We start from the raw sequence: 23,959 nt of genomic DNA, 5'->3' as shown, positions 1-23,959 counted from the left end.
GTTTTACTAAATTTGTGCGAATTTATTGTTTTTTCAATTCCGCTCAAATTTCATTTTGGTATTACTCAGAAATATTTCCCTTTACCAGTTCCGGAACTACCGTCAGGCAACGTTTTCTTTCGAAAAACCCGTGACTTGTATATGTGGAAAAAATGGATCCGGCAAGACCAACCTGCTGGATGCGGTGTATACGCTGTGCTATACCAAAAGCTATTTTTCGGCATCTGTTGCGCCCACCGTCATGAACGGCACGGAGGGATACCGTATTCAGGCTTCCTTCAGCGAAAACGCTGAAAAACAGCATATTGTTTCCTGTAAATACCTGAATGGCAAAAAAGAGATCAGCTGCGGCGGACTCATTTACGAAAAACTGTCGGATCATATCGGCAGGCATGCCGCGGTAATGATTGCCCCGGACGATATTGAGCTGATCAACGACGGAAGCGAACTGCGCCGCAAGTTCGTAGACGGAATGCTGTCGCAATGCAACCGGGATTACCTGAACGCGCTGATCGACTACCAGCGGGCATTACAACAGCGGAATGCGTGGCTGAAGCAATATGCACGCGGAGCAGCGCAAGGAAACGACATGCTTGCCTACTTCGACGATGTGCTGGATAAAAGCGGCAGCTACCTCTTTGCGTGCCGCCGGGAATGGGTGAATGGATTTGCTCCGTTCTTGCAGGAATATTATGCCTTACTCTCAGGCGGATCGGAACAGGTAGGCCTCGTGTATGAAAGCGACCTGCACCGTGAACCGCTGAAGCAATTGCTGGAACGGAGCCTCAGTGAAGATTTCCGCTACCAGCGCACCATGCGGGGCGTACACCGCGACGACCTCCAGTTGCTGATGAACGGACAACCGATAAAAAGCTACGGTTCGCAGGGACAGAAAAAGAGCTTCTTGTTTGCACTGAAACTCGCTCAGTACGGGTTTCTGAAAAAGCAGATGCACCAGAATCCGATACTGCTGCTGGATGACGTATTTGAGAAGCTCGACCAGCAACGTATGGAATCCCTGCTGCGCATCATCCGCAGTGCTGATTTCGGACAGGTGATCCTGACAGATACGCACGAGGAACGCATCCGCAAGGCATTTTCCGGGAACGAGACAGAACTTGGGATCATTCGCCTGTAATGCATTCTGCCTCCGGCCCTCCGCAATTACCGTTCCTGTAAGACTTTGATTTGCTTCCCGATGCGCCGGATTCCACATTTTTCTTTAGTTTGCATATCTGCATGGTAACCCTCTCCATTATTCTGGCTGTGCTAGTGGCTGCAGCTGTTTTTTTTGTCCTGTTCCGGGCCGACCGCAACAGGAATATCCGTATGCCCTGGTTGCCGGCAGGCCTTAAAGCCCTGATCGCGTTCCTTTGCATGCTGCTGATCCTTGCGCCTAAGGTAAACCGCCATATCGTGGAAGAGCAAAAACCGCTTATTCTGTTCATACAGGACAATTCCGCATCCGTTCAGCAGGAACTCGGAAAGAATAAGGAAGCATATGCAACACAGCAAAAAACTTTTCTGGATAAGCTTTCCAAGAACTTCCGTGTGATCACCTGGGATCTGGACGGACCGGAAGCGGCAGACAGCCTCCGGGATTACACGGCACAAAGCACCAACCTCTCCAAACCCCTTGAAGAAGCGGTGTCGCAGTTCTACAACCAGAATCTGAGCGCCGTGATCCTTGCATCCGACGGCAATTATAATGCAGGCTCCAACCCTTCTTACACAAGCTTCCCGGTGAACAGCTTTGTTTACACGATTGCGATCGGAGACAGCAGCAAAAAGCCGGACCTACGCATCGGCAGGATCTACGCAAATAAAACGGTATCGCTGAACAGCGAATGGGAACTACGTGCAGACATTCTTGCCGAAAACCTTCCGAACCGGGATATAAAGGTGAGTCTTAAAGATGAGACCGGCCGCGAACTTGCGCGTACGCTGGTCCGTTCAAACGCACCGCAATTCGACAAACAGATTGCTTTTCTGCTTAAAGCGGACAAAGAAGGCCTGCACCAATATACCGTACACGCAGAACCGTTTAACGAGGAGGCCAACACCGCCAACAACCGGAATGTGGCATTTGTACAGGTGCTGAGTGAAAAGAAAAAGATATTGCTGGCTTATGCCGCTCCGCATCCTGATATTAAAGCGATCAGCAGTGCCCTGGCGGGGCATAAGCAGTACGAACTGGAATTGCGCGAAAGCAGCGAACTTCCCGCTTCCCTCGACGGCTATGCTGCGGTAATACTGCACCAACTGCCCTCCAACACAAAAAGCATTGCACCGGCGCTGCTGAACGGCAAAAATGTATGGTTCATCACCGGAAGCCTGAACAATTATTTCGAAACGGGCAAACTGCAACATATCGTTCGCTTTGTGGCGGGTATGGGCAATATAACGCCTGAAGTGAAGCTTAATCAGTCGTTTAACCTGTTTACGCTTCCGGCAGACCTGCCAGCCGTTACCGACGAGCTCCCGCCGCTGAGTATCAGCGCACGCGATTTAAGTATTTCCGGCGGAGCACAGGCCTTGTTCAGTGACCCTCAGGGCCGACCGTTATGGGCGATACAGCCGGGTAATCCCGCCATTGCAGTAACCAGCGGTGAAGGCATCTGGCGCTGGCGACTGTATGAGTACAAGCATTTCGGCAAGCAGGATGCTATTGACGATTGCATATTGCAAACGCTGAACCTGCTGACGAATGCAGGCAACACTAAACGCTTCCGCGCCGAGCCTGCGAAATATAACTGGAGCAGCAGCGAGCAGGTACGGCTTTCTGCATGGCTCACCAACCCGGCCGGCGAACTCATCAATACACCGCAGGCAGATCTCCAGCTGAAAGACAGCAGCGGAAAAGCCAGGAGCTACCGGTTCGAAAAAAACAATAACCGCTACCAGCTGAATATCGGAGCATTGGCTCCCGGAGCATACTCCTACACCGCTTCCGTTACCACGGATGGCAAAGCATTCTCAGATGCAGGCCGCTTCTTTGTCGGCCAGACCAGCATTGAGCAAATGAGCTCCGGATGCAATTATCCGCTGCTCGCATCACTCGCGCAAAAGAACAGGGGCATTGCCGTGTTTGCTGATCAGTTGCCACAGCTGTACGACTCTGTAAGCAAAAACAAAATGATCCGGCCGCTGCTTTCAGAGCGATTGGAACCGGTATCGCTGATCGACTGGAAATGGATCTTTTTCCTGATACTGATACTTGCCGCAGTTGACTGGTTCCTCCGGAAATACTGGATGGCCATGTAAGCCACTTTATGGACACATTACAATCACTCATCGCCGCGGAAGGAAAAGCGGCACAATTATTTGCAGCGATCGAGCACCTGGAATTATTACAGGCGGGCAAAACAGAACGGGAGCTGAACAAAGAGGTGTACGAGCTCGCAGCAAAACTATTCGGCATCCGCAAATACTGGCATAAACGCATTGTCCGCTCAGGTAGAAATACCCTGCTGCCCTACCGCGAAAATCCGCCGGATCTCACGTTACAGGCGGATGATATTGTCTTTTTTGATTTCGGACCTGTGTTCGAAGAATGGGAAGCAGATTTCGGACGCACCTATGTACTGGGTAACAACCCTGAAAAACTGCGATTAAAAAACGATACCGAAGCAGCCTGGCACCGCGGGAAAGCATTTTTCGAGAACAACCGGGATACCCTTACCGCTGCACAACTTTACGCATTTACCTGCGACATGGCACGCTCCTATGGCTGGAAATACGGAAATGAACACTGCGGACACCTCATCGGCAACTTCCCGCACGAGGAACTGATCGGAGATGAACTCATCCACTACCTGCATCCGGAGAATGAGCGGCTACTCTGTGCTCCGGGGACCGAAGGTCAGGAACTGCACTGGATATATGAGATTCACTTCATCAGTCCGGAACAGGAAATCGGTGCCTTTTTTGAGCAGTTACTTGGCTAATGAACTGTCTCTGGTCAGAGACCCGCTGAGACGACGTAATGCCATTTCCGACTGCTTCAGATTGTAGCGCGCATTCACAAGCCGCGTGATCGCATCCTGGAAGGAGCTCTGGCTTTGCTTGGTCTCGAGGTAATTGCCCAGACCGAGCCTTTCCCTTTCCGTAGCAATAAACAAACCCTGGCGCGCAAGCAGGATATTCTCTTCTTCGAGTGTCATGATCTCCCGGTCACCTACCCAGCGCGTGTAAGCACTCAGTGCGGCAGCGCCCACAGAGAGCTTTGTCTGATCGAACTGCAAGCGCGCATTGTCTGTCTGCAATTTTGCCACTTTTACCTGGTTACGCGTGTTAAGTCCATTGAACAGATTCCAGGTAAACGTGAATCCGTAATTAAGACCTGTATTCTGATTCAACAGGGTAAAACCCGCGGCGTTCGAGTTACGTGAAAACACATAGTTCGTATTCAATGCAAGCCTCGGCATCGTTTGCGAACGCAGTTCACGGATCGTCTGGTCGTACACCAGCACATTCTTACCGGCCAACGCGATACTGGTATTGTTGCGCTCTACCATTTCGCGGATCTGTTCCATAGAAGCGATAGGTGCAAACTCAAAATTGGTATCAACCGTAAAGCTTGTATCCGGCTGCTCTTTAATGAGCACCATCAGGTTGTTCTTGTATTCATTAAGGATATAGCGCTGGGTAATCCAGTCGGACTTCAGCGCATTCATATCCAGTTTGGCCTGCAACAATTCCACGTTGGAACCACTGCCCAGCGTGAGTTTTTTATCGGCAATATGGATGCGTTCGTCAGACACCGACATAGATGCTTCAATCCCGTTGATCAACTGCTGTTGTTTTACCACCTGGTAGTAGTACAGCGTCACTTCCTCGATTGTCGTCTCGACCTGCAGGCGCAGGGAAAGCTCGCTTTGCTGCTCCAGCAGTTTCAGCCGTTCTTTCGTCGCAAACATCTTCAATCCGTCAAAAACCGTCCACGTAAGATATGCACCGGCAGCCACAGTTTCAGATTGCACTCCCTTCTGATTTACGGTAAGTCCGCTGGAGAAATCCTGCTTCGTATCGTTGCTTGCCTTATTGCCGTTGGCATTGATATCCAGTCGCGGCAACATTCCTGCAGCGCCTGCCGTATTCTGGGCAGCAGCAATACGGGTGTTGTTACGGGCAAGTTCTATATCGTAGTTGTTCTTCAGTGCAATGGAAATAATATCCAGGTAAGAGCGCACAGGTCCGCTCTGGGCAAATACATTGCCACTGAGCAGGAGCGTACATATAAAAAGGGCCTTACGCATGTGTTTGTTCATGTTTTACTTTCTTCTCGCGGGACAAATAGCTGTAAATAGCAGGGATAACGTACAGGGTAAGGATCAGCGAAAACATAATCCCTCCAACGATCACAATACCCATACCCATCCTGCTTTTTGCGCCTGCTCCGAGCGCCAGCGCAATAGGCATCGCACCCAGAGCTGTAGCAATACTCGTCATCAGGATCGGGCGCAGACGTGCTGCCGCGGCAGCCTCAATCGCCTCTTTCTTACTCATCCCTTCCTCACGGAGCTGGTTCGCAAATTCCACGATGAGGATACCGTTTTTCGTCACCAGTCCCACCAGCATGATAATACCGATCTCGCTGAAGATATTCAGGGTCTGATTGAAATACCAGAGCGAAAGTAAAGCCCCGCCCAAGGCAAGCGGTACGGTGAGCATGATGATGAACGGATCGACAAAGCTTTCGAACTGTGCAGACAACACGAGGTATATCAGCAATAATGCCAGCAGGAAAGCAAACATAATATTCGAGGAACTCTCTGCGAAATCGCGCGAAGCACCGGTAAGATCGGTGGAAAAACTTTTATCAAGCACTTTGGCGGCAATACGATTCATCTCATCGATACCGTCACCAATCGTTTTCCCCTTAGCCAATCCGGCAGATACCGTAGCGGACTGGTAACGGTTGAAGTGATACAATTGCGGAGGAGAGCTTGCTTCATTGAATTTCACCAGATTGTCCAGCTGTATGGGACTGCCGGCCGCATTACGCAGATAGATCGATTTAATGTCCAGCACTTCGTCACGGTTTTCTCTCTGGAACTGACCAATGACCTGGTATTGCTTGCCATTCATCGTAAAGTAGTTCAGGCGCTGACCACTCAGCGACAACTGCAGCGTCTGGGCAATATCGGCGACCGATATACCCAGGTTTTTAGCCTTATCGCGATCAATCGTAACGTTTACTTCCGGCTTATTGAACTTCAGATTGCAATCCACACCCTGGAAAACCGGGCTTTTATTTGCTTCGTCGAGGAACAGCGGCAATTTCTCTTTGAGCTTTTCGAAGTTCGGGGCCTGCAAAACAAACTGCACCGGCAAGCCGCCCCTGCCGCCGCCTCCGGCCGAGATCGTCTGCTCCTGTATCACGAATATCTTTCCTTCCGGAAAATCCTTTGCGCTCTTGGAAATGAAGTTGGCTATCTGTTGCTGACTCCGTTTACGCTCCGATGCCTCGGTAAGCGCAAGACGCACAAATGCTGTATTTACGGCCCCTGATCCGGCAAAGCTCGGTGCGGTGACGGTGAGGCAAACACGCTTTTCAGGAATAGAATCGGTAATGAACTGAGAAACGCGATCCACGAAATGGTCGGTGTATTCGTAGGAAGCGCCTTCGGGAGCAGTCAGCGATAAACGCATCCAGTTGCGGTCTTCCAGCGGAGACAGTTCGCTTTTCAGCGATTTACCCACCAGCACGATCAATACGAGAGAGATCCCCAGGATGGCAATCGACCATCCGCGGCGGGACAGGAAGCGTGCCAGTGAACCCGAATAAGAACTCGTCATGCGTTCGAAGAACGGTTCTGTAGCCTCATAGAAGCGGCTCTTGCCTTTGTTCTTTTTCACGAGTCGTGCATTCAGCATCGGTGTGAGCGTGAGCGATACGAATGCGGAGATCAATACAGCACCCGCAATGATCACGCCAAACTCACGGAACAGCCGACCTACAAAGCCCTCGAGGAAGATCACCGGCATAAATACCGCTGCCAGCGTAATGGAGGTGGAGATAACGGCAAAGTAAATCTCTTTGGACCCCTTGTGAGCAGCCTCAATGGGATTCATACCCTCCTCTATTTTCTTATAGATATTTTCCGTGACCACAATACCATCGTCCACCACAAGACCGGTTGCAAGTACAATCGCGAGCAAGGTCAGCACATTCACGGAATAGCCCATGATGTACATAATGAAGAACGCGCCGATAAGCGAAACCGGGATATCGATCAGCGGCCGGAACGCGATTACCCAGTCGCGGAAAAACAGGTAAATAATGATCACCACCAGCACAATCGCGATTGCCAGTGTCTCCATTACCTCGGATATGGACTTCTTGATGAACAGCGTATTATCCAGTGCGATATCCACCTTGAAATCCTTCGGTAACTCCTTTTTAATATCTTCAAGTCGCTTGTAGAATTCATTGGCGATATCAAGATAGTTGGCTCCGGGTTGCGGCACAAGACCTAATCCGATCATGGGTGTTCCGGATTGTTTCAGGATCGTCTCTTCGTTTTCTGATCCGAGTACTGCACTCCCGACATCCTTGAACCTGATCACACGGTCACCGTCGGTTTTCAGAATAAGGTTATTGAAATCGTCTTCTGTTTTCAGGCGGCCTACCGTATTTAAGGTAAGTTCTGTGGTGTTACCCGCAACTTTACCAGCAGGCAGTTCCACATTTTCTTTATCCAGCGCAGCTTTTACATCCTGCGTGGTCAGCCCGTAAGCAGATAATTTTGTCGGATCGATCCACATGCGCATCGCATATTTTTTCTGACCCCAGATCTGAACGGTACTCACTCCCGGGATCGTCTGCAGGCGTTCTGCAAGCACATTCTCGGCAAAGTCGCTCACTTCGAGCTGCGAGCGCGTGTCGGATTGTACGGTCATGGAAAGTATCGCATCAGAGTTTGCATCGGATTTCGTCACCGTAGGCAACGCATCAATATCCTGCGGCAGCTGGCGTACGGCCTGCGACACTTTATCGCGCACATCATTCGCAGCAGCTTCCAGGTTGGAGTTCAGGTTGAATTCCACCGTAATAACACTCGAACCTTGGTTGCTCGAAGACGATATCGTACGCACACCCTCAATACCATTAATTGCTTTCTCAAGCGGTTCTGTGATCTGTGATTCGATAACATCGGCATTCGCACCGGAATAGTTGGTGCGAACAGTGATCACGGGCGGGTCGATGGCAGGATATTCGCGCACCCCCAGGAATGTGTAGCCGATCGCGCCAAACAGCACGATCACTATATTCATTACAATGGCCAGTACCGGCCTGTTAATACTAACGGAAGAAATATTCATAAATGCACGGATCAGGGTTTTAACTGCACCAGTTTCACCGGAGCATCGGGCTTAAGCGACATGATACCGGTGGTGATCACCGTATCACCGGAAGATAATCCGCTGAGGATCTGAATAGCGGCATCGTTGCGCAATCCTGTTTCTACCGGAACGGAAACCGCCTTGCCGCCACGCACTACAAATACTTTCTTGCCCTTCAGTTCCGGGATCACCGCTTCCGTAGGCACCATCAGCGCATCTTCAATATTGCTCATCACCAGCTTCACTTTGGCGAATGAACCGGGCAGCATATTCCCGGTGCGGTTATTATACAGCGCGCGCACCATCACATTGCGCGTTTGCCTGTCGATTGCAGGTTCCACAGCATAAACGGTCGCTTTAAAGTCGCCTTTCTGGTTCTCTACGGTAAACAGCACCTCGTCGCCTATCTTCACCATATTCGCATACTTTTCCGGAACGGTAAAGTCCAGCTTCAACTCATCGGTCTTTTGTATCGCGGCAATCACATCGGTCGGACTCACAAAGTTCCCTTCACTGATCTGCTTCAGGCCGATTTTTCCTGAAAACGGCGCGCGGATCTCGGTTTTGGCGATCTGCGCACGTGTATAGTCGATATCGGCGCCGATTGTTTTGGCTTCGTTGGCACCAGTCTCATACTCATCCTGACTTACCCCTTTGATGTCCAGCAATCCCTTCAGGCGCGCTTCACGATCACGTGAGAGGTTTGCCTGCAATTGCAGTTTGCGTAGCTGCGCCTGCAGATCCGCATCATTGATCTTGGCCAGCAAAGCCCCTTTCTGCACCATGCTTCCTTCTTTAAAATAAACAGCGGTCAGCTTTCCGGAAACCTCGGGGCGCAGGGATACTTCTTCGTTGGCGATGATCGTTCCGGAAGAATACAACTCGTTCTGCAGGCTTTGCGGATGCACCACATAACCCGTAACGTTTGCGGGCATATTTTTTCCGGCTGCTCCCGGCTTCGGAGCATCAGTACTCTCCGGCTTCAGGAACAATACCTTCACCAGCACCAATACAACCACTATAATGATGATAAACAGGATAGACCTCTTGTTCATATTTATTTCTTGGGAGATTTTTTATAGTTGATAAACACCTTTTCTGCAGGCAGGGAATTGATATTTTCCTCTATCGTAAGCAGCTGTGCTTTAAAAATTTTCTGTTGTTCTTTCGTCAGTCCTTTCAATGCCTCACGGTTCAGTTCTTCGATAGCTGCGTAAAATTCGGGAAGGCGCACTTTCGCTTTTGGAGTAAGCTCCAGGAAATATTCCCGGCGGTCGGCAGGGTTCTGGATCTTGCGTACCATCTTCTTTTTCAGGAAATAATCGATCATACGCACCATCGATACCTTGTCGATGTCGAGCAGGTTGCAAAGCATTTGCTGTGTACAGCCTTTACCTGTTTTATCCATTGCGACAAGCACGGAGTAATACCGGTCGATATCCAGTTCCTCCAGCTTTTTGGCAAGTACACCGTAATAGGATTTGGTGATATAGGCAAAAAAACGCCCTAAAGGCATTGCCTGTAACATTTCTTCGGTCATGGCGGCGAATATAAGTCAGAAAATGGTTTACGGTGCGAACTATCTATTAGAAACCATGTGTTTTTGGGAAACTCATAACAACTCTATAAAATATATTGATAGATGAATAACAATCAGCCACTGCATTTCGCAGCAGCATACGACTTCCGGCTGCTTGCGGGTACAGCTTTGGTTTCGCAAAGCAGGCACGGGATGTTATCTTTGCGCCGATGTATTCCCTGATTCGTAAAATTTTATTTCGCCGCAACCCGGAGGACGTGCATTACTGGGCGATGGCACAATTACAGAAAGCATATCGTAATTCACTGAGCAGAAGTATGATGCGCAGGATGTTTTCGGTAAAGGACCGTTCGCTGGAGCGGGAATTGTGGGGCATTAAGTTCCCCAATCCTGTGGGACTTGCCGCCGGTTTTGATAAAGATGCGCGCTGGATCAATGAATTATCCTGCCTCGGCTTCGGCTTTGTGGAGATCGGCACGGTGACACCGCTTGCACAGCCCGGCAACGATAAACCCCGTCTGTTCCGCCTTACGGCAGATCAGGCGCTGATCAACCGCATGGGATTCAATAATGAAGGCGCTGCCGCTGCGGCCGCAAGGCTCGCCAAACCGCATGAGCGCATTATTGTGGGCGGTAATATCGGCAAAAACAAAGTAACCCCTAATGAAGAGGCGCTGAGCGACTATGAAAAAGCGTTCCGCTCTTTATATGACGTGGTGGACTATTTCGTGGTAAATGTGAGCAGCCCTAACACACCCGGCCTGCGCGCCTTACAGGATAAAGAGCCGCTGAGCCGTATCCTGAACAGACTGAAGCAGATAGATGCCGAATTGGGCAAAAAACGCCCGATCCTCCTGAAAATAGCTCCCGATCTTACGGACAGTCAGCTGGATGATATCATCAGCCTGGTGGATGAAACAAAGATCGAAGGTATTGTGGCTACAAATACCACCATATCCCGTGAAGGCTTGCAAAGCGCTCCTTCCATTGCCGGGGAAACAGGCGGATTAAGCGGAAAACCCCTGAGAGAAAGGGCTACTGAAGTGGTGCGGTACCTGCATACCAAAAGCAATGGTACGATCAAAATCATTGCAGCCGGCGGCATTTTCACCGCTGCCGATGCACAGGAAAAATTAGATGCAGGCGCATCACTGGTACAGGTATATACCGGTTTTATTTATGAAGGTCCCGCTATTGCATCTAACATCTGCAAGGGTATTCGTCTTTCTTAAGCTGTTGATCATCAGATGATGCACATAGATATTATATCGGTGGTTCCGGGGCTGCTGCAAAGCCCGTTTGAACATTCTATTATGAAACGGGCACAGACCCGGGGTCTGCTGGAGGTGCGCGTGCACAACCTGCGGGATTTCACCCCCTACAAACACGGGCAGGTGGATGACTACCAGTTTGGCGGCGGTGCCGGAATGGTGATGATGCCCGAGCCGCTTGCGCTTGCCATCGAGCATTTGCAGAAGGAGCGTACCTACGACGACATCATTTTCATGACACCGGATGCCCCGGTACTCACGCAGAAGACCGCTAACACCCTGTCTCTCAGGGAAAATCTGCTGATCATCTGCGGACATTACAAGGGAATAGACCAGCGCATACGGGATCATTTTGTCACAAGGGAGATCTCCATCGGGGACTTTGTGCTGAGCGGCGGCGAACTGGCGGCGGCAGTACTGGTGGATGCCATCGGACGATTGATACCGGGCGTACTGAATGATGAAACATCTGCGCTTTCAGATTCTTTCCAGGACGATCTGCTCTCCCACCCCGTGTACACAAGACCTGCAAATTTCCGTGGGTGGACCGTACCGGATATATTGTTGTGCGGCGACCCCAAAAAGGTGGACGCATGGCGCTATGAACAAGCCCTGGAACGAACCAGGGAACGCCGTCCGGATCTGCTGGACAAAGAAGAAAACACACAACCCAAATAATCAATAAAAAATAATTTGGTGAATGTGGGGAAAATATTACCTTTGCATTCCTAAAATTAGAAATGATGGACGCTAAAGTATTCATACACGAGCAACTGACCGGAAATAAAACATTCCCTACCTTCAAATCAGGTGACAATATAACTGTTAACTACAAGATCATTGAAGGTGCAAAAGAGCGTATCCAGTCCTTTAAAGGCGATGTGATCAAACGTCAGGGAACCGGACATACACAAACATTTACTGTTCGTAAGATTTCTGACGGAATCGGCGTAGAACGCGTATTCCCTCTGTTTTCTCCTAATATCGATTCTATCGTTCTGAACAAATCCGGACGTGTACGCAGAGCAAAACTGTACTATCAGAGAGAGCGTAGCGGTAAAAGTGCACGTATCAAAGAAAAGAAAAGAGCTGTACAAACTGCTTCAAACTAATCCAGTTAATTTATTTGTGTGTAAAAACTGCAAGCATTGCTTGCAGTTTTTTTTTGCCCTGCACAGCCGCTTTTCTGACCGCTTTTTGTATCTTTAAAAGATATTCCATATCCTATAATCCTGATCATGAAAAAACTTGTTCTTTCTGTAACCGCCTGCTGTTTCCTGTTACCGGCATCCGCACAGACGTTTTCCAGGCTTATGGGCATAAGCCTGCATACCTACGACGGCACGAACTACAATTTTACAGATTCGACCTACTATATTTATAAATCTGCCAGGCGCGGCGGAGACCTTACTACTCCTTATATTTCTTTCGATCAGTCGTTTACCCTCCGCTACGACCTTACAAAAGGTGCTTACGGCAATAAATCAAAAATGTTTCAGTCCTTTGATGCACTGAACCACCGGACCGTTGCAATCACCACCCTGTGGAACAATACGATCACCGCCTGGGAAGATCAGTCGACCAGCTATTATTACCCGGATGCCCTGGACAGCCTTACCTCACAGGTAGATCAGCAATGGAATAAAGGTGCGGCTACATGGGATAATACCAGCCGGCAGACGTATTCCTATAACGGAGCGCACTACCGCACGCTGAATCAGCTGGACACATGGACAGCCGGAGTCTGGGTAGCCCGCAACAAAGATGAATATACATATGACAGCCGGAATAACAGGATCAAGCACCTTTATTCAGAATGGGACAAAACCGCAGGCGCGTGGGTAAATGGCAGCGATGATACCAGCGTTTACAGCAGCACCAACAAAATTGTAAGCTACATTTCCCGTTACTGGAACAAAACTGACGGCAGCTGGCACAACCTGAGCCGCAGCATATACACATACAACACAAAGGACCAGCTTATAACAGAAGATCAGAACGCCTGGGACGCAGGCACTTCTTCGTGGATAGCAGCATACGAATATACTTATCAGTACGACGCTTCAGGCAACAGGATTGAATTCGCAACGAAAATCTGGGATGCTTCGGCCCTGAGCTGGCAAAATGTAAAACACCGCGTATATACATACGACGCGGCAGGCAATCAACTCAGCGATTTACAGCAATTCTGGGACAACGGAAGCGCTTCTTATATCAATTCCGACCGGATACTGCGCACTTTTGATGCATCGGGAAATGAACTGACAGACATGAGTGCGTTATGGGATAACACTATTGGCGCGTGGAACAATGACGAAAAGAATATTCAGGCCTATAACAGCTACAATCAGGTTATTTCTCAGGTAGCATTGAAATGGAGCACAGCATTGAATGACTGGGGACCTTACAATGAAAGTCAGAATTTTTATTACTACTACGAAAACTATGTACCTACCTCGGTAACGGAGCAATCAGCAGATAAGCACTACCTGTCTCTGTACCCGGTACCTGCAGATGAGCGTCTTCAGGTGCAACTGCAATGGCAGGAAGCACGCCCCGCCACGATTTCGGTGCTGGATATGCAGGGACGCGTATTGCGTCATATATCACTCGCTCCGGCCACTGAATTAAACACCAGTGTATCCTTGTCCGGACTTAATTCAGGCATCTATCTTCTGGAGGTGGATGGAGGCGCAGGAAACACTATCCGCAAGGCTTTCAGCGTAGCGCATTAAAAGCAGAATTGTTTACCGACAGTATCATCCGGTTCACCGACCTTGCATTACTAATGGCCTAATTGTATTTTTGATCCGGAAGTATGTGTGATACATTTGTATCATCAATCTTAAACATCAAAAAAGACAATTATGAGCTGGGAACAATCAAGTAGCAGAAGAACCTCATCCAGTGTATTTTTCGGAATATTCATCGCAGCTATAGGCCTTCTTATTTTTCTCGATCAGGTTAATGTGATCGAATTTCAGATCCGCTTCTGGCCGCTGTTCCTGATTGGCGCAGGTGTATTCAGCGGTATCAAGAACGGATTCGACAGACTCTATCCTTTTGTGCTGATCATGATGGGGATTGTATTCCTGATCCCTAAATTTATGGTATTCGGTGTGAGCTCCGAAAAACTCGTATGGCCCTCACTGCTGATTTTCATAGGCAGTTTTATTGCCTTAAAATCCAAATCCCGGGCCCAGCGTTTTGAACAGCTGCGCCGGGAAAGAAGCGGTATGGCCATGAGCGCTCCCACGCTTTTGACTCCTGATCAACAGGCCAGCGAAGCAACGGCAAATAACACGGCAAACCCAGGCAGTAATCCTGCCGGCAGTCAGCACCTGAACATTGAAGCGATCTTCGGCGGGCGTAAGGAAATTGTTACTTCAAAAGAGTTTTTAGGCTGCAACGCAACCGCTATATGCGGCGGTGTGGAAATCAACCTCATGCAGGCAGACAGTATGATACAACCGATGGTGGTGGATCTGCGTGTAATCTTCGGAGGTGTCGAGCTGATCGTCCCGTCTCATTGGGAAATCATCAATGAAGTGGATGTCCTGTTCGGAGGCATTGAAGATAAACGCCACCTGCGCACGAGCCCGGATCTGCAAAATGCGAAACAACTGATCCTGCGCGGAAACGTCAGCTTCGGCGGACTTGAACTGAAATCTTACTAAGTAAACGGCGGATGTTTCAAAGTATACTGAAGTACAGCCGGCTGATACCTTTGCCCATCCTGCTTTTTGTGATGGGCATTTGTACTTTGCCGTTTTCCTCGGGCATAAAGGTGTCTTACCTGGCCCTTGCCGAGGATGCCGGACTGCACCTGCTGTTTGCAGCAGCCGCGAGCACCGCCCTTGAATGGCGCATCCGCAATTATCCTACCAAAGTACTGGCGATCGCACATGCAACGTTCCTGTCTTTTATCATTGCCGCACTGGTGTTCGTCATTGTCGACCTGTTTCTCGTAACGTTGATTTTCTCCAACAAAGACTACCTGCAGCACATAGACGATACGGAGACGATGCGCTTTGTGATGACCTGGCTTTGTCTCGGCTGGGTGGGTCATATCACCGTCCTGCGCAAAAACCAGCTGGATAGCAAGAAGGACTGGGAACTGCACCAACAGGCGGTAACCAGTCTGCGCGAAGCCGAATTATTTAAACTGAGACAGCAGCTGCAGCCCCACTTCCTCTACAACAGTCTCAATTCCATCAACGCCCTCATCCAGCTGGATGCGGAAAAGGCCCAGGAAATGGTGGGCAAACTCTCAGATTTTCTGCGCCTGTCCGTAAAACGGGACACTTCGGAGCAGATCAGCATACAGGATGAACTGAGCTATATTGAAGCTTACCTCGCAATCGAGTCCGTACGTTTCGGGAACCGCTTATCGGTAGATATCATCAAGCAGGGCGAGGAACTCGAAAAAGCACATATACCTGCGTTCATACTGCAGCCGATCGTGGAAAACGCTATCAAGTTCGGACTGTACGGCAACACCGGGAAAGTGTCCATCCGCATTGAACTCGGCATACGCGACAAAATGCTGCATATCGTCCTGGAAAACCCCTACGATCCGAGCCTGCAGCCTCCCAGAGGCACCGGATACGGATTGGAAGGTATCAGCAGGAGATTGCATCTGCTGTACGCACGGACCGATCTGCTGGAGATCAAAAAAACAGACAATATATTTTCGACCATTGTAAAAATCCCTCAGTAATATGTACAAGGTAATTGTAATCGACGATGAACCGCTGGCACGTTCGCTCATAGTGAAAATGCTCTCGGCGCATCCGCAGTTTGAAGTGATGGAAGAATGCCCTGACGGTTTTGAGGCATTTAAAGCGATTCAGAAACATAATCCGGACCTGATTTTCCTGGACATACAGATGCCGCGTATCAACGGCTTCGAACTGCTGGAAATGCTGGATAAAGCTCCCGCAGTGATATTCACCACCGCGTTCGACGAGTATGCCATGAAAGCATTCGAACACCATGCTGTGGATTATCTGCTGAAACCGATTACAAAAGACCGGTTCGACAAGGCAATCGACAAAGCACTGCGTTCCTCGCTCAGCGAATCGGTGAACAATGTGAACGACATGCTGAACGAGCCTATCTATGAAGGCTACCAGCACCGCATTGTGGTGAAAGACCGCGGCAATATCCGCATCATCCCTGTAACCGAGATCCACTATATCGAAGCGAACGACGACTATATCAAAGTAGCTACAAAAGAAGGCAGCTATCTGAAAAAGCAGACACTCGCCTATCTTGAAAAAACACTGGATCCGAACCTGTTCGTGCGCGTACACCGCTCTTACCTTATGCCCATCAGCCAGCTGCAAAGCATAGAGCCGTATGAACGCAACAGCCATATTGCCTTGCTGCACTGCGGCATGAAAATTCCGGTGAGCCAGTCAGGTATGGCACGACTCAAAAGCATACTCAAATTATAGTCGCTTTTATGTGAACAATTTGCGGAAAAAAGCGACAAAATGTTTGGATAAGTGAAACAAAAATTCCTACATTTGCCCTCCCCTTAACACTAAGGGAATTGGTCGGGTGGCCGAGTGGCTAGGCAGAGCTCTGCAAAAGCTTGTACAGCGGTTCGAATCCGTTCTCGACCTCGGAAATAAGGCAACAGTCGTAAGATTGTTGCCTTTTTCTTTTGCTGTCAGCGCTAACTTTGCGCTCAGGCATTCGGAACTGTAATATGCCCGCTCTCTAACGGCTGCATTAATGTTGTACATTGCTGCAGCATATTCAATCATTTTAAAAGATCATTACCATGCAAAGAGTAACCGGAATCGGCGGAATTTTCTTCAAATGTAAAGACCCCGAAAAAATGCGTCAATGGTACCAGACACATCTGGGTATCGATATGAGTCCCTACGGAGCCAAAATCAGCTCGCAAACAGAATCCGGTAAAGAAGGTTATACGCTCTGGACGCCTTTCCCCGATACCACCTCCTACTTCGGTCCGTCTGAGCAAAGCTTTATGATCAATTACCGTGTCGCAGACCTTGAAGCACTTGTGGCCGTATTGAAAGAAGAAGGAGTGAGCATCTTGGATGAACTGGTGGCGCATGAATATGGAAAATTCATTCACATAGAGGATATCGAAGGGAATAAAATCGAGCTGTGGGAACCCGCTGAATAAAAACGCATATCCTTTTTGTTTCCGCAACAAAACGCACTATGAGAAGTATAAAAGCCTCGCTGCTCGCCCTGTTTCTGCTGCTTGCCTTATCTGCCGGGGCGCAGAGAACTGACTCCGATACGTCCTTTGACCGCTTACTTTCCATTCGCCTGGGAACGGTGCACACCCGCATACTGGACAAAGATCTGTGGGGAGCACAATTCGGGTTCAGTGTATTCGCGAGTCCACGCTGGACAACAGGCATCAATATCGGTGGTGGCAGCCGCAAAACCAGTCAGACCTTTTCCTTCACAGTATTGAAGCCTGTAGTGGATTATTATGAACTGAGCTGGCGCAACGAATATGAGTTGTACAACAAAGGCAGGATCAGAGCAGGGTTGATGCTGGACAACGGATTGGCTTACGCCCGTCTCGGCGATAATGCCTTTAAAACCAGCTACAATACGCGGTACGGGAAACGTTACCGCTCCAAAGAAATCAGTACCGACTATTTTTATTTGTTTCAGCCCGGCTGCTCCGTATCGCTGTCATTGGGCAGACCTTCAGCCAGCTCTGAAATACTGCTGAGTGGCACGGCACAGTACCGGATGGTATGGGGCAATCCTAAATACGGCGACGTGAATCAATTCCGGAACTATTCTTTCGGGCTTATGCTCAATATCATTGGCATGGATTACCCCGGGAAAAAGAAAAATCCGGCCCACTAAGATTATGCCAACTCCGGATAAATAAGACTATCCAGCGAGTCTATACCCGGGATGTTCACCGAAATAAATCCTTCTCCGTATTGCGTACCAATGCGCTTCCCGAGCAGGGAGTCACGGTAGCGGATCTGCTCTGTGAAATGCTGCGTGGCAATATAGGTGACCGGTTCATGAGAATCCTGGTTATAAAACTGGGACGTATAAGCCTGTATAGCCTGCATTTTCGTATCGAAGCTACTGCTGATGTCCACAATAAAGGTCGGCTCAAGCTGGCGGTCCTGTATCATTGAGAATACACGCTTCGGCCTCCAGGCTTCCTGCGGTGTTCCATCCTCATCAAAAGTGGTGATCCGGCGCAATCCGGCAAGGAAGCAGGCATCGCTTACCAACCGGTATCCGCGTCCGTGGTCCGGGTGACGGTCTTCGGGAGCATTGGTCAGCACTATCTCAGGACGGAATTTGCGGATATAGTGGATCACTTTCAGCTGATGCTCCTCATCATTACGGAAAAAGCCATCGCGGATACGCGCATTTTCCCGAACCGAAATTCCCATGATAGCCGCCGCGTCTGCCGCTTCTTTGTAGCGTTCGGCCACGGAGCCTCTTGTGCCCAGTTCCCCTTCCGTAAGATCGAGAATGCCCGCCTGCTGCCCCATGCGGGTATGTTTGATCAGTGTACCCGCACAACCGAGTTCGATATCGTCGGGGTGCGCCGCAATGGCAAGAATGTGTAGTTTGGGATGATGCATACGGAAGCGTAGAAACGTGTTTAAAAGAAAAACGCAAAGCTAAATATTTCTATTCCTGCTTTGCGTTAGTGGTTTGTTAGGTTTGCGGATGATTACACAGAAGCTTTCTCAGTGACGAAAGAAAGCGCCTTGCTTACCAGTTGTTTGGATCCGATGAAGATCGGCGTACGCTGATGCAGTTCTTTCGGCATGATGTCCAGGATACGGCCATTCCCGAAATCGGCAATACCACCTGCAGCTTCCACGATGAAGGCCATCGGGTTGCACTCATATTGCAGGCGCAGTTTACCGTTCACATTCTTTTTATCGCCGGGGTACATGAAAATACCACCCTTGATCAGTGTGCGGTGCAGATCGGCTACCATCGAACCGATGTAACGGTGCGAATAAGGACGACCCTCTTCCTTGTTTTCTTCCATGCAATACTCCAGGAAGTTTCTTACACCCTGCTCATATTTATTGGAATTGCCCTGGTTAAGGGAATAGATCTTTCCTTTTTCCGGGCATTGGAGATTCGGGTGCGACAGGCAGAATTCACCAATAGAACCTTCCAGTGTAAAACCGTTCACTCCGAGTTTGGTTGCATACACGAGCATTGTGCTGGAACCATAGATCACATATCCGGCTGCCATCAGACGGCTTCCTTCCTGCAGGAAATCCGCTTCGGTACAGGGACTTCCCAGCGGACTTACGCGACGGTAGATAGAGAATATCGTTCCGATAGAAGCATTCACATCGATATTGCTGGAACCGTCCAACGGATCGAACAGCACCACGTATTTAGACTGTACAGAATACGGATCGTCGAAAGCAAGGAATTCATCGTTCTCTTCGGAAGCGATACCGGCACATTCCGCGCTGTTCTGCAATACATTGATCAGCGTGTCGTTGGCAAAAATATCAAGCTTCATCTGCTCTTCTCCCTGCACATTGGTAGCACCGTGTTTGCCAAGGATGTCCACAAGACCTGCTTTGTTTACCTGCTTGTTGATGATCTTACAGGCAAGAGCTATATCCCGGAGCAGGGAAGACAATTCGCCGGTTGCGTTCGGGAACTGGCGTGTTTCCTGTATAGTGAACTCGTCAAGCGTAATCAGTTTTCTCTTTTTAGATTCCATAAAATTTGATGTGTGGCTGCAAAAGTACTCAAAGAGCGCAGCAAAAAGAAAGATCGGGAGACAAATATTAGGCGTTGGCGAGCAATTGGCGGGCTGTCTGTTCGTCCTGCGCGAGTTGTGCCTTCAGTGCATCGAGGCCGGTAAACTTCTGTTCACTGCGGATACGCGCCACAAAGCGCACTTCGAGTTCCCTGTCGTAAAGATCTCCGCTGAAGTCGAACAGATGCACCTCGATCTTTTGAATCTGGGTGCTGCTTACAGTGGGATTGATGCCGATATTCATCATGCCCCCGGCGATATACTGTTCGTCGTACCATACCTGCACGGCATATACACCGCTCAGCGGAACCATTTTTTCCGGATCTTCCGGGATAATATTGGCGGTAGGATAACCGATTGTACGACCCAGCTGCGCCCCGCGGGACACCCTTCCGCTCAATTGATAACAATCACCGAGCATGCGCTGCGCATCCGCTACCCTGCCCTCCGCAAGCGCCTTACGGATCTTCGTGGAGCTCACAGCCGCATCCTGTATCAGTTGTGCAGGGATCTCACGTACATCAAAGCCGTATCGGGGAGCCCGTTCGCGGAGCAGATTGATATCGCCTGCGCGATCATGCCCGAAGCGATGATCGTACCCGATAATGATCAGTTCCGGAAGGAAAAAGTGTTGTAAAAAAGATTCGATATACTCTGTTGCGGACAGCGCGGCAAATTCATGTGTAAAAGGCACTACCACTGCAACATCCACACCTGCGGCTGCAATCAGCGCCAATCGTTCGCGCAGGGAACTCAGCAGCTTCAGCGGTTCGTCGGGATGGATCAGCTTACGCGGATGCGGATGAAAAGTGATAAGTACGGAAGTTCCGTTCCTGTCGCGCGCTTCCGCAACTACCGAGGCAAGTATCTGCCGGTGACCTTCATGCAAGCCGTCGAAAGTACCGATGGTCAGCACCGCATGCGGGAAAAGGGGCAGTTTGTCCGTACCGTAAAATACCTGCATTATAACAAAGTGCCTTTTAAGAACAGATAGGCCATAGAAAAATAGATCAGCACACCGGTAACGTCCACCATGGTGGCCACAAAGGGGGCTGAAGACGCCGCAGGGTCCAGCTTAAACCGTTTGAGAATAATCGGCATCATCGAGCCCATCAGGCTTCCCCAGAGCACAATACCGGTTACCGAACTTGAAATAGCAAGCGCCAGCATTACCCAGTGCTCTCCGTAATCGTAAAAATGAAGATTCTGCCACACACTGATGCGGATAAAGCCGATAAGTCCGAGTATCAGCCCCAACAGCATTCCGGATATCAGCTCCCGGCGCATTACACGCCACCAGTCGCTCAGCGTCACTTCTCCGAGCGCCATCGCCTGGATAATGAGGGTGGATGCCTGCGATCCGCTGTTGCCCCCACTGGACATGATCAGCGGAATAAAAAGGGATAATACCACCACCTTTTCGATCTCACCCTGGAAAAACTGCATGGCAGTAGCCGTAAACATTTCACCAATGAACAGCAGTACCAGCCAACCCGCACGTTTACGTACCAGTTTGGAAATCGCAATATCGAGATACGGCTCGTCAAACGCTTCCGTACCCCCGATCTTCTGGATGTCTTCGGTATACTCCTCGTTGGTTACCCAGAGTACGTCATCGATCGTGACGATACCCAGCAACACATTATTATTATCGACAACCGGAAGCGCCACCCTGTTGTTCATCTTGAACACATCATTGGCTACGCTCTGATCATCGTCTACATTCAAAGTGATAAAACGCCCGTCTATGAGTTCAGACACCAGCGTATCGGGCTTGCGGAGGATAAACTCGCGTATCCGCACGTCATCGACAAATTTCCCCTGTTCATCAATTACGTAAATCACATCGATCGTTTCCGAATCCATTCCGAAATTCCGGATATAATCCAGTACGTTCTGCACCGACCAGTTTTCATACACCGCGATATAATCCGGAGTCATCAAACGACCAACCGAATCTTCTTTATATCCGAGCAGCGCGAGCGTCTTACGGCGTTCGTCGGGATCCAGGAGCTTGATCAGCTCTTTCACGGTATTGCTCGGCAACTCTTCGAGAAACGAAGTACGGTCATCCGCAGGAAGCTCATTCAGCAGTTCGGCCACCTTTTGCGGCGGCAGTTCTTTGATAACATCTTCCTGCACCTGCTGCTCGAGTATCTTGAACACACTGGCCGCGCGGTGTATCGGCATCAGATCGAATGCCGTAAATGCATAGTCTGCCTCCTCGCTCAGCAGATCGGCGATATCGCTGATCTGCAGCTCGTCTAACAGGGAGATGAGTTGTTCCCTGTCCTGTGCCTGGTAGAAATGCTCAAATTGCTCGAGCAGTTCCATTTGTTCCGGAGCTAAAGCCATGCGTGGCGGGCAAATTTGGGGCAAATGTAAATTCTAAAAGGCAGAAAAACGTTTGTCATACACAGATTTATTACAAGCTTCACGCAATTTTATACACATGTCCGGAATGCAGCAGGGAAAAGTCTTTTGTTGCGGGAATAATAAATTTGAGCAGCCTGTTGCTGCGGGTAGAATCTTTGCTGTATTTTGCGTTGTTAAATCCTCTTATCCCAAAGCTTTTTGTAATAATCGTGAGCAGAGAAAGTATATCGGTATTCGACATTTTTAAGATCGGCATCGGACCGAGCAGTTCTCATACACTGGGCCCCTGGAGAGCCGCATTGCGCTTCCTGGACAGTATTGACAGTCAGTTTGGTATCAGCAAAGTACAATCCGTAAAAGTATTGTTGTACGGCTCGCTCGCCAAGACGGGCAAAGGCCACGGAACAGATATAGCCGTTATCCTCGGACTCTGCGGCGAAGATCCTGTCACTTTCGATGTAAACCAGATCACACCGCGCATCAGCCAGATCGGTAACGAAAAACATATGAGCCTGGCCGGTAAAAAGCAGATCGCGTTTGATCCTGCTGTATCGGTGGTATTCCTGATGACGGAGAGCCTCCCGTTCCATCCGAATGCGCTTACGTTTCTCTGTACGCTGGAAGACGGTAACGAAATTGCTGAAACCTATTATTCCATCGGTGGCGGTTTTGTGGTAAAAGAAGGAGAGTCGAACAGCTCCAATCTCAACCATGACCTGCCCTTCCCCATTGAGGATGCGAAAGATCTGCTGCACTGGTGCATCAAAACCGGCAACAGCATTGCCGAAGTGGTGATGGAAAATGAAAATGCCTGGAGAAGCGAGTCGGCCACAAAAGAAGGGGTGTTGCGTATATGGGAGACGATGCGGGATTGTATCTATCGCGGTTGCCATATCGGAGGAGAATTACCGGGCGGCCTGCATGTAATGCGCCGCGCTGCGAGTCTCAATAAAAAGCTCATACAAGGAAAGCCTTACAATAATTACGACGAATGGATACAGGCCATTCGCAGCGGTGGCAGCGGATTTCAGTACACGCTTGACTGGGTGAGCTGTTTCGCGCTGGCCGTAAACGAGGAAAACGCAGCATTCAGCCGCGTAGTGACTGCACCCACCAATGGTGCTGCAGGTGTGATCCCTGCCGTACTCCAATACATGATCGTTTTCTGCGACGGATACGACACGGAAAAGATTCTTCAATTCCTGCTAACAGCCTCCGAAGTGGGCAGCATCTTCAAAAAAGGTGCGACAATTTCTGCAGCGATGGGAGGATGCCAGGCAGAGATCGGTGTATCTTCTGCGATGGCGGCTGCGGGGCTTACGGCGGTATTGGGCGGAACGGTAAAGCAGTGCCTGATGGCGTCAGAGATCGCCATGGAGCATCACCTCGGACTCACCTGCGATCCGATTGCCGGATTGGTGCAGGTGCCTTGCATTGAACGGAATACGATGGGGTCTATCAAAGCGATCACCGCTTCTCAGCTGGCCCTGCAGAGTAATCCCGACCAGGCACGTGTATCGCTGGATGCAGTTGTGAAAACGATGTGGGAGACTGCGCAGGATATGAACCATAAATACAAGGAAACAGCGGAGGGCGGACTCGCCACGAATATTCCGATAAGCTTAAGTGAGTGTTAAAAACACCTTCCGG

21 protein-coding genes and 1 tRNA gene are annotated in these 23,959 nt (G+C 49.6%); 14 read left to right on the top strand and 8 right to left on the bottom strand.

Annotated features, from left to right (window positions below):
• The first annotated feature begins 55 nt into the window (after positions 1-55).
• The 3 genes from recF (at position 56) to ABD846_RS14445 (ending at position 3,947) form a co-directional block, all read left to right on the top strand.
• Positions 56-1,138, top strand: a complete 1,083-nt coding sequence (recF, locus tag ABD846_RS14455; protein ID WP_344828592.1) for a DNA replication/repair protein RecF — start codon at positions 56-58, stop codon at positions 1,136-1,138.
• Between the two features lie 101 nt (positions 1,139-1,239).
• Entirely contained in the window at positions 1,240-3,264 is a 2,025-nt protein-coding gene (locus ABD846_RS14450) for a hypothetical protein (protein ID WP_344828589.1), read from the top strand.
• 8 nt (positions 3,265-3,272) lie between these two features.
• Positions 3,273-3,947 (top strand): M24 family metallopeptidase, encoded by a 675-nt coding sequence (locus ABD846_RS14445; protein WP_344828586.1) that lies wholly within the window; start codon positions 3,273-3,275, stop codon positions 3,945-3,947.
• Here ABD846_RS14445 and ABD846_RS14440 read toward each other — a convergent pair.
• Genes ABD846_RS14440 through ABD846_RS14425 form a run of 4 tightly spaced genes read right to left on the bottom strand, consistent with a single transcriptional unit; the run spans position 3,936 to position 9,889 of the window.
• A complete protein-coding gene (locus tag ABD846_RS14440) occupies positions 3,936-5,270 on the bottom strand; it encodes a TolC family protein (RefSeq protein ID WP_344828583.1) in 1,335 nt (444 codons plus the stop codon). The genes ABD846_RS14445 and ABD846_RS14440 overlap by 12 nt on opposite strands.
• Positions 5,251-8,328, bottom strand: a complete 3,078-nt coding sequence (locus ABD846_RS14435; RefSeq protein ID WP_344828580.1) for an efflux RND transporter permease subunit — start codon at positions 8,326-8,328, stop codon at positions 5,251-5,253. Before ABD846_RS14435 ends, ABD846_RS14440 begins: the two co-directional genes overlap by 20 nt.
• 11 nt (positions 8,329-8,339) lie before the next feature.
• On the bottom strand, positions 8,340-9,404 hold the full coding sequence (locus tag ABD846_RS14430) for an efflux RND transporter periplasmic adaptor subunit (RefSeq protein ID WP_344828577.1): 1,065 nt from the start codon (positions 9,402-9,404) through the stop codon (positions 8,340-8,342).
• Between the two features lie 2 nt (positions 9,405-9,406).
• Positions 9,407-9,889, bottom strand: a complete 483-nt coding sequence (locus ABD846_RS14425; RefSeq protein WP_344828574.1) for a MarR family winged helix-turn-helix transcriptional regulator — start codon at positions 9,887-9,889, stop codon at positions 9,407-9,409.
• 209 nt (positions 9,890-10,098) lie between these two features.
• On the opposite strand from ABD846_RS14425, the gene ABD846_RS14420 reads away from it, so the two are divergent.
• The 10 genes from ABD846_RS14420 (at position 10,099) to ABD846_RS14375 (ending at position 18,030) form a co-directional block, all read left to right on the top strand.
• Positions 10,099-11,121 carry a quinone-dependent dihydroorotate dehydrogenase gene (locus tag ABD846_RS14420; protein WP_344828571.1) on the top strand — a complete coding sequence of 341 codons (1,023 nt, stop codon included), beginning with the start codon at positions 10,099-10,101 and terminating at the stop codon, positions 11,119-11,121.
• A 15-nt stretch (positions 11,122-11,136) separates the two neighbouring features.
• Positions 11,137-11,838, top strand: coding sequence for a tRNA (guanosine(37)-N1)-methyltransferase TrmD (trmD, locus tag ABD846_RS14415; protein ID WP_344828568.1), 702 nt, complete (start codon positions 11,137-11,139; stop codon positions 11,836-11,838).
• Between the two features lie 62 nt (positions 11,839-11,900).
• On the top strand, positions 11,901-12,272 hold the full coding sequence (rplS, locus tag ABD846_RS14410; protein WP_425568051.1) for a 50S ribosomal protein L19: 372 nt from the start codon (positions 11,901-11,903) through the stop codon (positions 12,270-12,272).
• 126 nt (positions 12,273-12,398) lie between these two features.
• Positions 12,399-13,895: a T9SS type A sorting domain-containing protein gene (locus ABD846_RS14405; RefSeq protein WP_344828565.1), complete on the top strand. Its 1,497-nt coding sequence runs from the start codon at positions 12,399-12,401 to the stop codon at positions 13,893-13,895.
• A gap of 132 nt (positions 13,896-14,027) precedes the next feature.
• Entirely contained in the window at positions 14,028-14,837 is an 810-nt protein-coding gene (locus ABD846_RS14400) for a LiaF transmembrane domain-containing protein (protein WP_344828562.1), read from the top strand.
• An 11-nt stretch (positions 14,838-14,848) separates the two neighbouring features.
• Positions 14,849-15,880: a sensor histidine kinase gene (locus ABD846_RS14395; protein ID WP_344828559.1), complete on the top strand. Its 1,032-nt coding sequence runs from the start codon at positions 14,849-14,851 to the stop codon at positions 15,878-15,880.
• Between the two features lies 1 nt (position 15,881).
• On the top strand, positions 15,882-16,619 hold the full coding sequence (locus tag ABD846_RS14390; RefSeq protein WP_344828557.1) for a LytR/AlgR family response regulator transcription factor: 738 nt from the start codon (positions 15,882-15,884) through the stop codon (positions 16,617-16,619).
• 100 nt (positions 16,620-16,719) lie between these two features.
• Positions 16,720-16,790 (top strand) — tRNA-Cys (locus ABD846_RS14385).
• Positions 16,791-16,951: 161 nt separating this feature from the next.
• A complete protein-coding gene (locus ABD846_RS14380) occupies positions 16,952-17,323 on the top strand; it encodes a VOC family protein (protein ID WP_344828555.1) in 372 nt (123 codons plus the stop codon).
• 38 nt (positions 17,324-17,361) lie between these two features.
• A complete protein-coding gene (locus ABD846_RS14375) occupies positions 17,362-18,030 on the top strand; it encodes a hypothetical protein (protein ID WP_344828553.1) in 669 nt (222 codons plus the stop codon).
• A gap of 2 nt (positions 18,031-18,032) precedes the next feature.
• Here ABD846_RS14375 and bshB1 read toward each other — a convergent pair whose 3' ends face one another.
• From bshB1 to mgtE, 4 genes are all read right to left on the bottom strand, one after another.
• Positions 18,033-18,776, bottom strand: a complete 744-nt coding sequence (bshB1, locus tag ABD846_RS14370; RefSeq protein WP_344828551.1) for a bacillithiol biosynthesis deacetylase BshB1 — start codon at positions 18,774-18,776, stop codon at positions 18,033-18,035.
• Between the two features lie 92 nt (positions 18,777-18,868).
• A complete protein-coding gene (gene fbp, locus ABD846_RS14365; protein WP_344828549.1) occupies positions 18,869-19,894 on the bottom strand; it encodes a class 1 fructose-bisphosphatase in 1,026 nt (341 codons plus the stop codon).
• Positions 19,895-19,961: 67 nt separating this feature from the next.
• Positions 19,962-20,897: a bifunctional riboflavin kinase/FAD synthetase gene (locus tag ABD846_RS14360; RefSeq protein WP_344828547.1), complete on the bottom strand. Its 936-nt coding sequence runs from the start codon at positions 20,895-20,897 to the stop codon at positions 19,962-19,964.
• Positions 20,897-22,288, bottom strand: coding sequence for a magnesium transporter (gene mgtE / locus ABD846_RS14355; RefSeq protein WP_344828544.1), 1,392 nt, complete (start codon positions 22,286-22,288; stop codon positions 20,897-20,899). Before mgtE ends, ABD846_RS14360 begins: the two co-directional genes overlap by 1 nt.
• Positions 22,289-22,518: 230 nt before the next feature.
• Here mgtE and ABD846_RS14350 point away from each other — a divergent pair, with 230 nt between their 5' ends.
• Positions 22,519-23,946, top strand: coding sequence for an L-serine ammonia-lyase (locus ABD846_RS14350; RefSeq protein WP_344828541.1), 1,428 nt, complete (start codon positions 22,519-22,521; stop codon positions 23,944-23,946).
• Positions 23,947-23,959 lie beyond the last annotated feature (13 nt).

Source organism: Rurimicrobium arvi, from assembly GCF_039540495.1.
In the GTDB taxonomy this organism is placed as follows: Bacteria; Bacteroidota; Bacteroidia; order Chitinophagales; family Chitinophagaceae; genus Rurimicrobium; species Rurimicrobium arvi.
The sequence above is the reverse complement of the archived record's forward strand: the minus strand, read 5'-3'. Positions and strand labels throughout refer to the sequence as shown.

Coding starts and splice junctions, on each gene's coding strand:
- bshB1 (WP_344828551.1), bottom strand. CDS start 18,776: ATGCATCATCCCAAACTACACATTCTTGCCATTGCGGCGCACCCCGAC.
- ABD846_RS14390 (WP_344828557.1), top strand. CDS start 15,882: ATGTACAAGGTAATTGTAATCGACGATGAACCGCTGGCACGTTCGCTC.
- ABD846_RS14445 (WP_344828586.1), top strand. CDS start 3,273: ATGGACACATTACAATCACTCATCGCCGCGGAAGGAAAAGCGGCACAA.
- ABD846_RS14395 (WP_344828559.1), top strand. CDS start 14,849: ATGTTTCAAAGTATACTGAAGTACAGCCGGCTGATACCTTTGCCCATC.
- mgtE (WP_344828544.1), bottom strand. CDS start 22,288: ATGGCTTTAGCTCCGGAACAAATGGAACTGCTCGAGCAATTTGAGCAT.
- rplS (WP_425568051.1), top strand. CDS start 11,901: ATGATGGACGCTAAAGTATTCATACACGAGCAACTGACCGGAAATAAA.
- ABD846_RS14450 (WP_344828589.1), top strand. CDS start 1,240: ATGGTAACCCTCTCCATTATTCTGGCTGTGCTAGTGGCTGCAGCTGTT.
- trmD (WP_344828568.1), top strand. CDS start 11,137: ATGATGCACATAGATATTATATCGGTGGTTCCGGGGCTGCTGCAAAGC.
- ABD846_RS14380 (WP_344828555.1), top strand. CDS start 16,952: ATGCAAAGAGTAACCGGAATCGGCGGAATTTTCTTCAAATGTAAAGAC.
- ABD846_RS14440 (WP_344828583.1), bottom strand. CDS start 5,270: ATGAACAAACACATGCGTAAGGCCCTTTTTATATGTACGCTCCTGCTC.
- ABD846_RS14420 (WP_344828571.1), top strand. CDS start 10,099: ATGTATTCCCTGATTCGTAAAATTTTATTTCGCCGCAACCCGGAGGAC.
- fbp (WP_344828549.1), bottom strand. CDS start 19,894: ATGGAATCTAAAAAGAGAAAACTGATTACGCTTGACGAGTTCACTATA.
- ABD846_RS14405 (WP_344828565.1), top strand. CDS start 12,399: ATGAAAAAACTTGTTCTTTCTGTAACCGCCTGCTGTTTCCTGTTACCG.
- ABD846_RS14400 (WP_344828562.1), top strand. CDS start 14,028: ATGAGCTGGGAACAATCAAGTAGCAGAAGAACCTCATCCAGTGTATTT.
- ABD846_RS14435 (WP_344828580.1), bottom strand. CDS start 8,328: ATGAATATTTCTTCCGTTAGTATTAACAGGCCGGTACTGGCCATTGTA.
- ABD846_RS14430 (WP_344828577.1), bottom strand. CDS start 9,404: ATGAACAAGAGGTCTATCCTGTTTATCATCATTATAGTGGTTGTATTG.
- ABD846_RS14360 (WP_344828547.1), bottom strand. CDS start 20,897: ATGCAGGTATTTTACGGTACGGACAAACTGCCCCTTTTCCCGCATGCG.
- ABD846_RS14425 (WP_344828574.1), bottom strand. CDS start 9,889: ATGACCGAAGAAATGTTACAGGCAATGCCTTTAGGGCGTTTTTTTGCC.
- ABD846_RS14375 (WP_344828553.1), top strand. CDS start 17,362: ATGAGAAGTATAAAAGCCTCGCTGCTCGCCCTGTTTCTGCTGCTTGCC.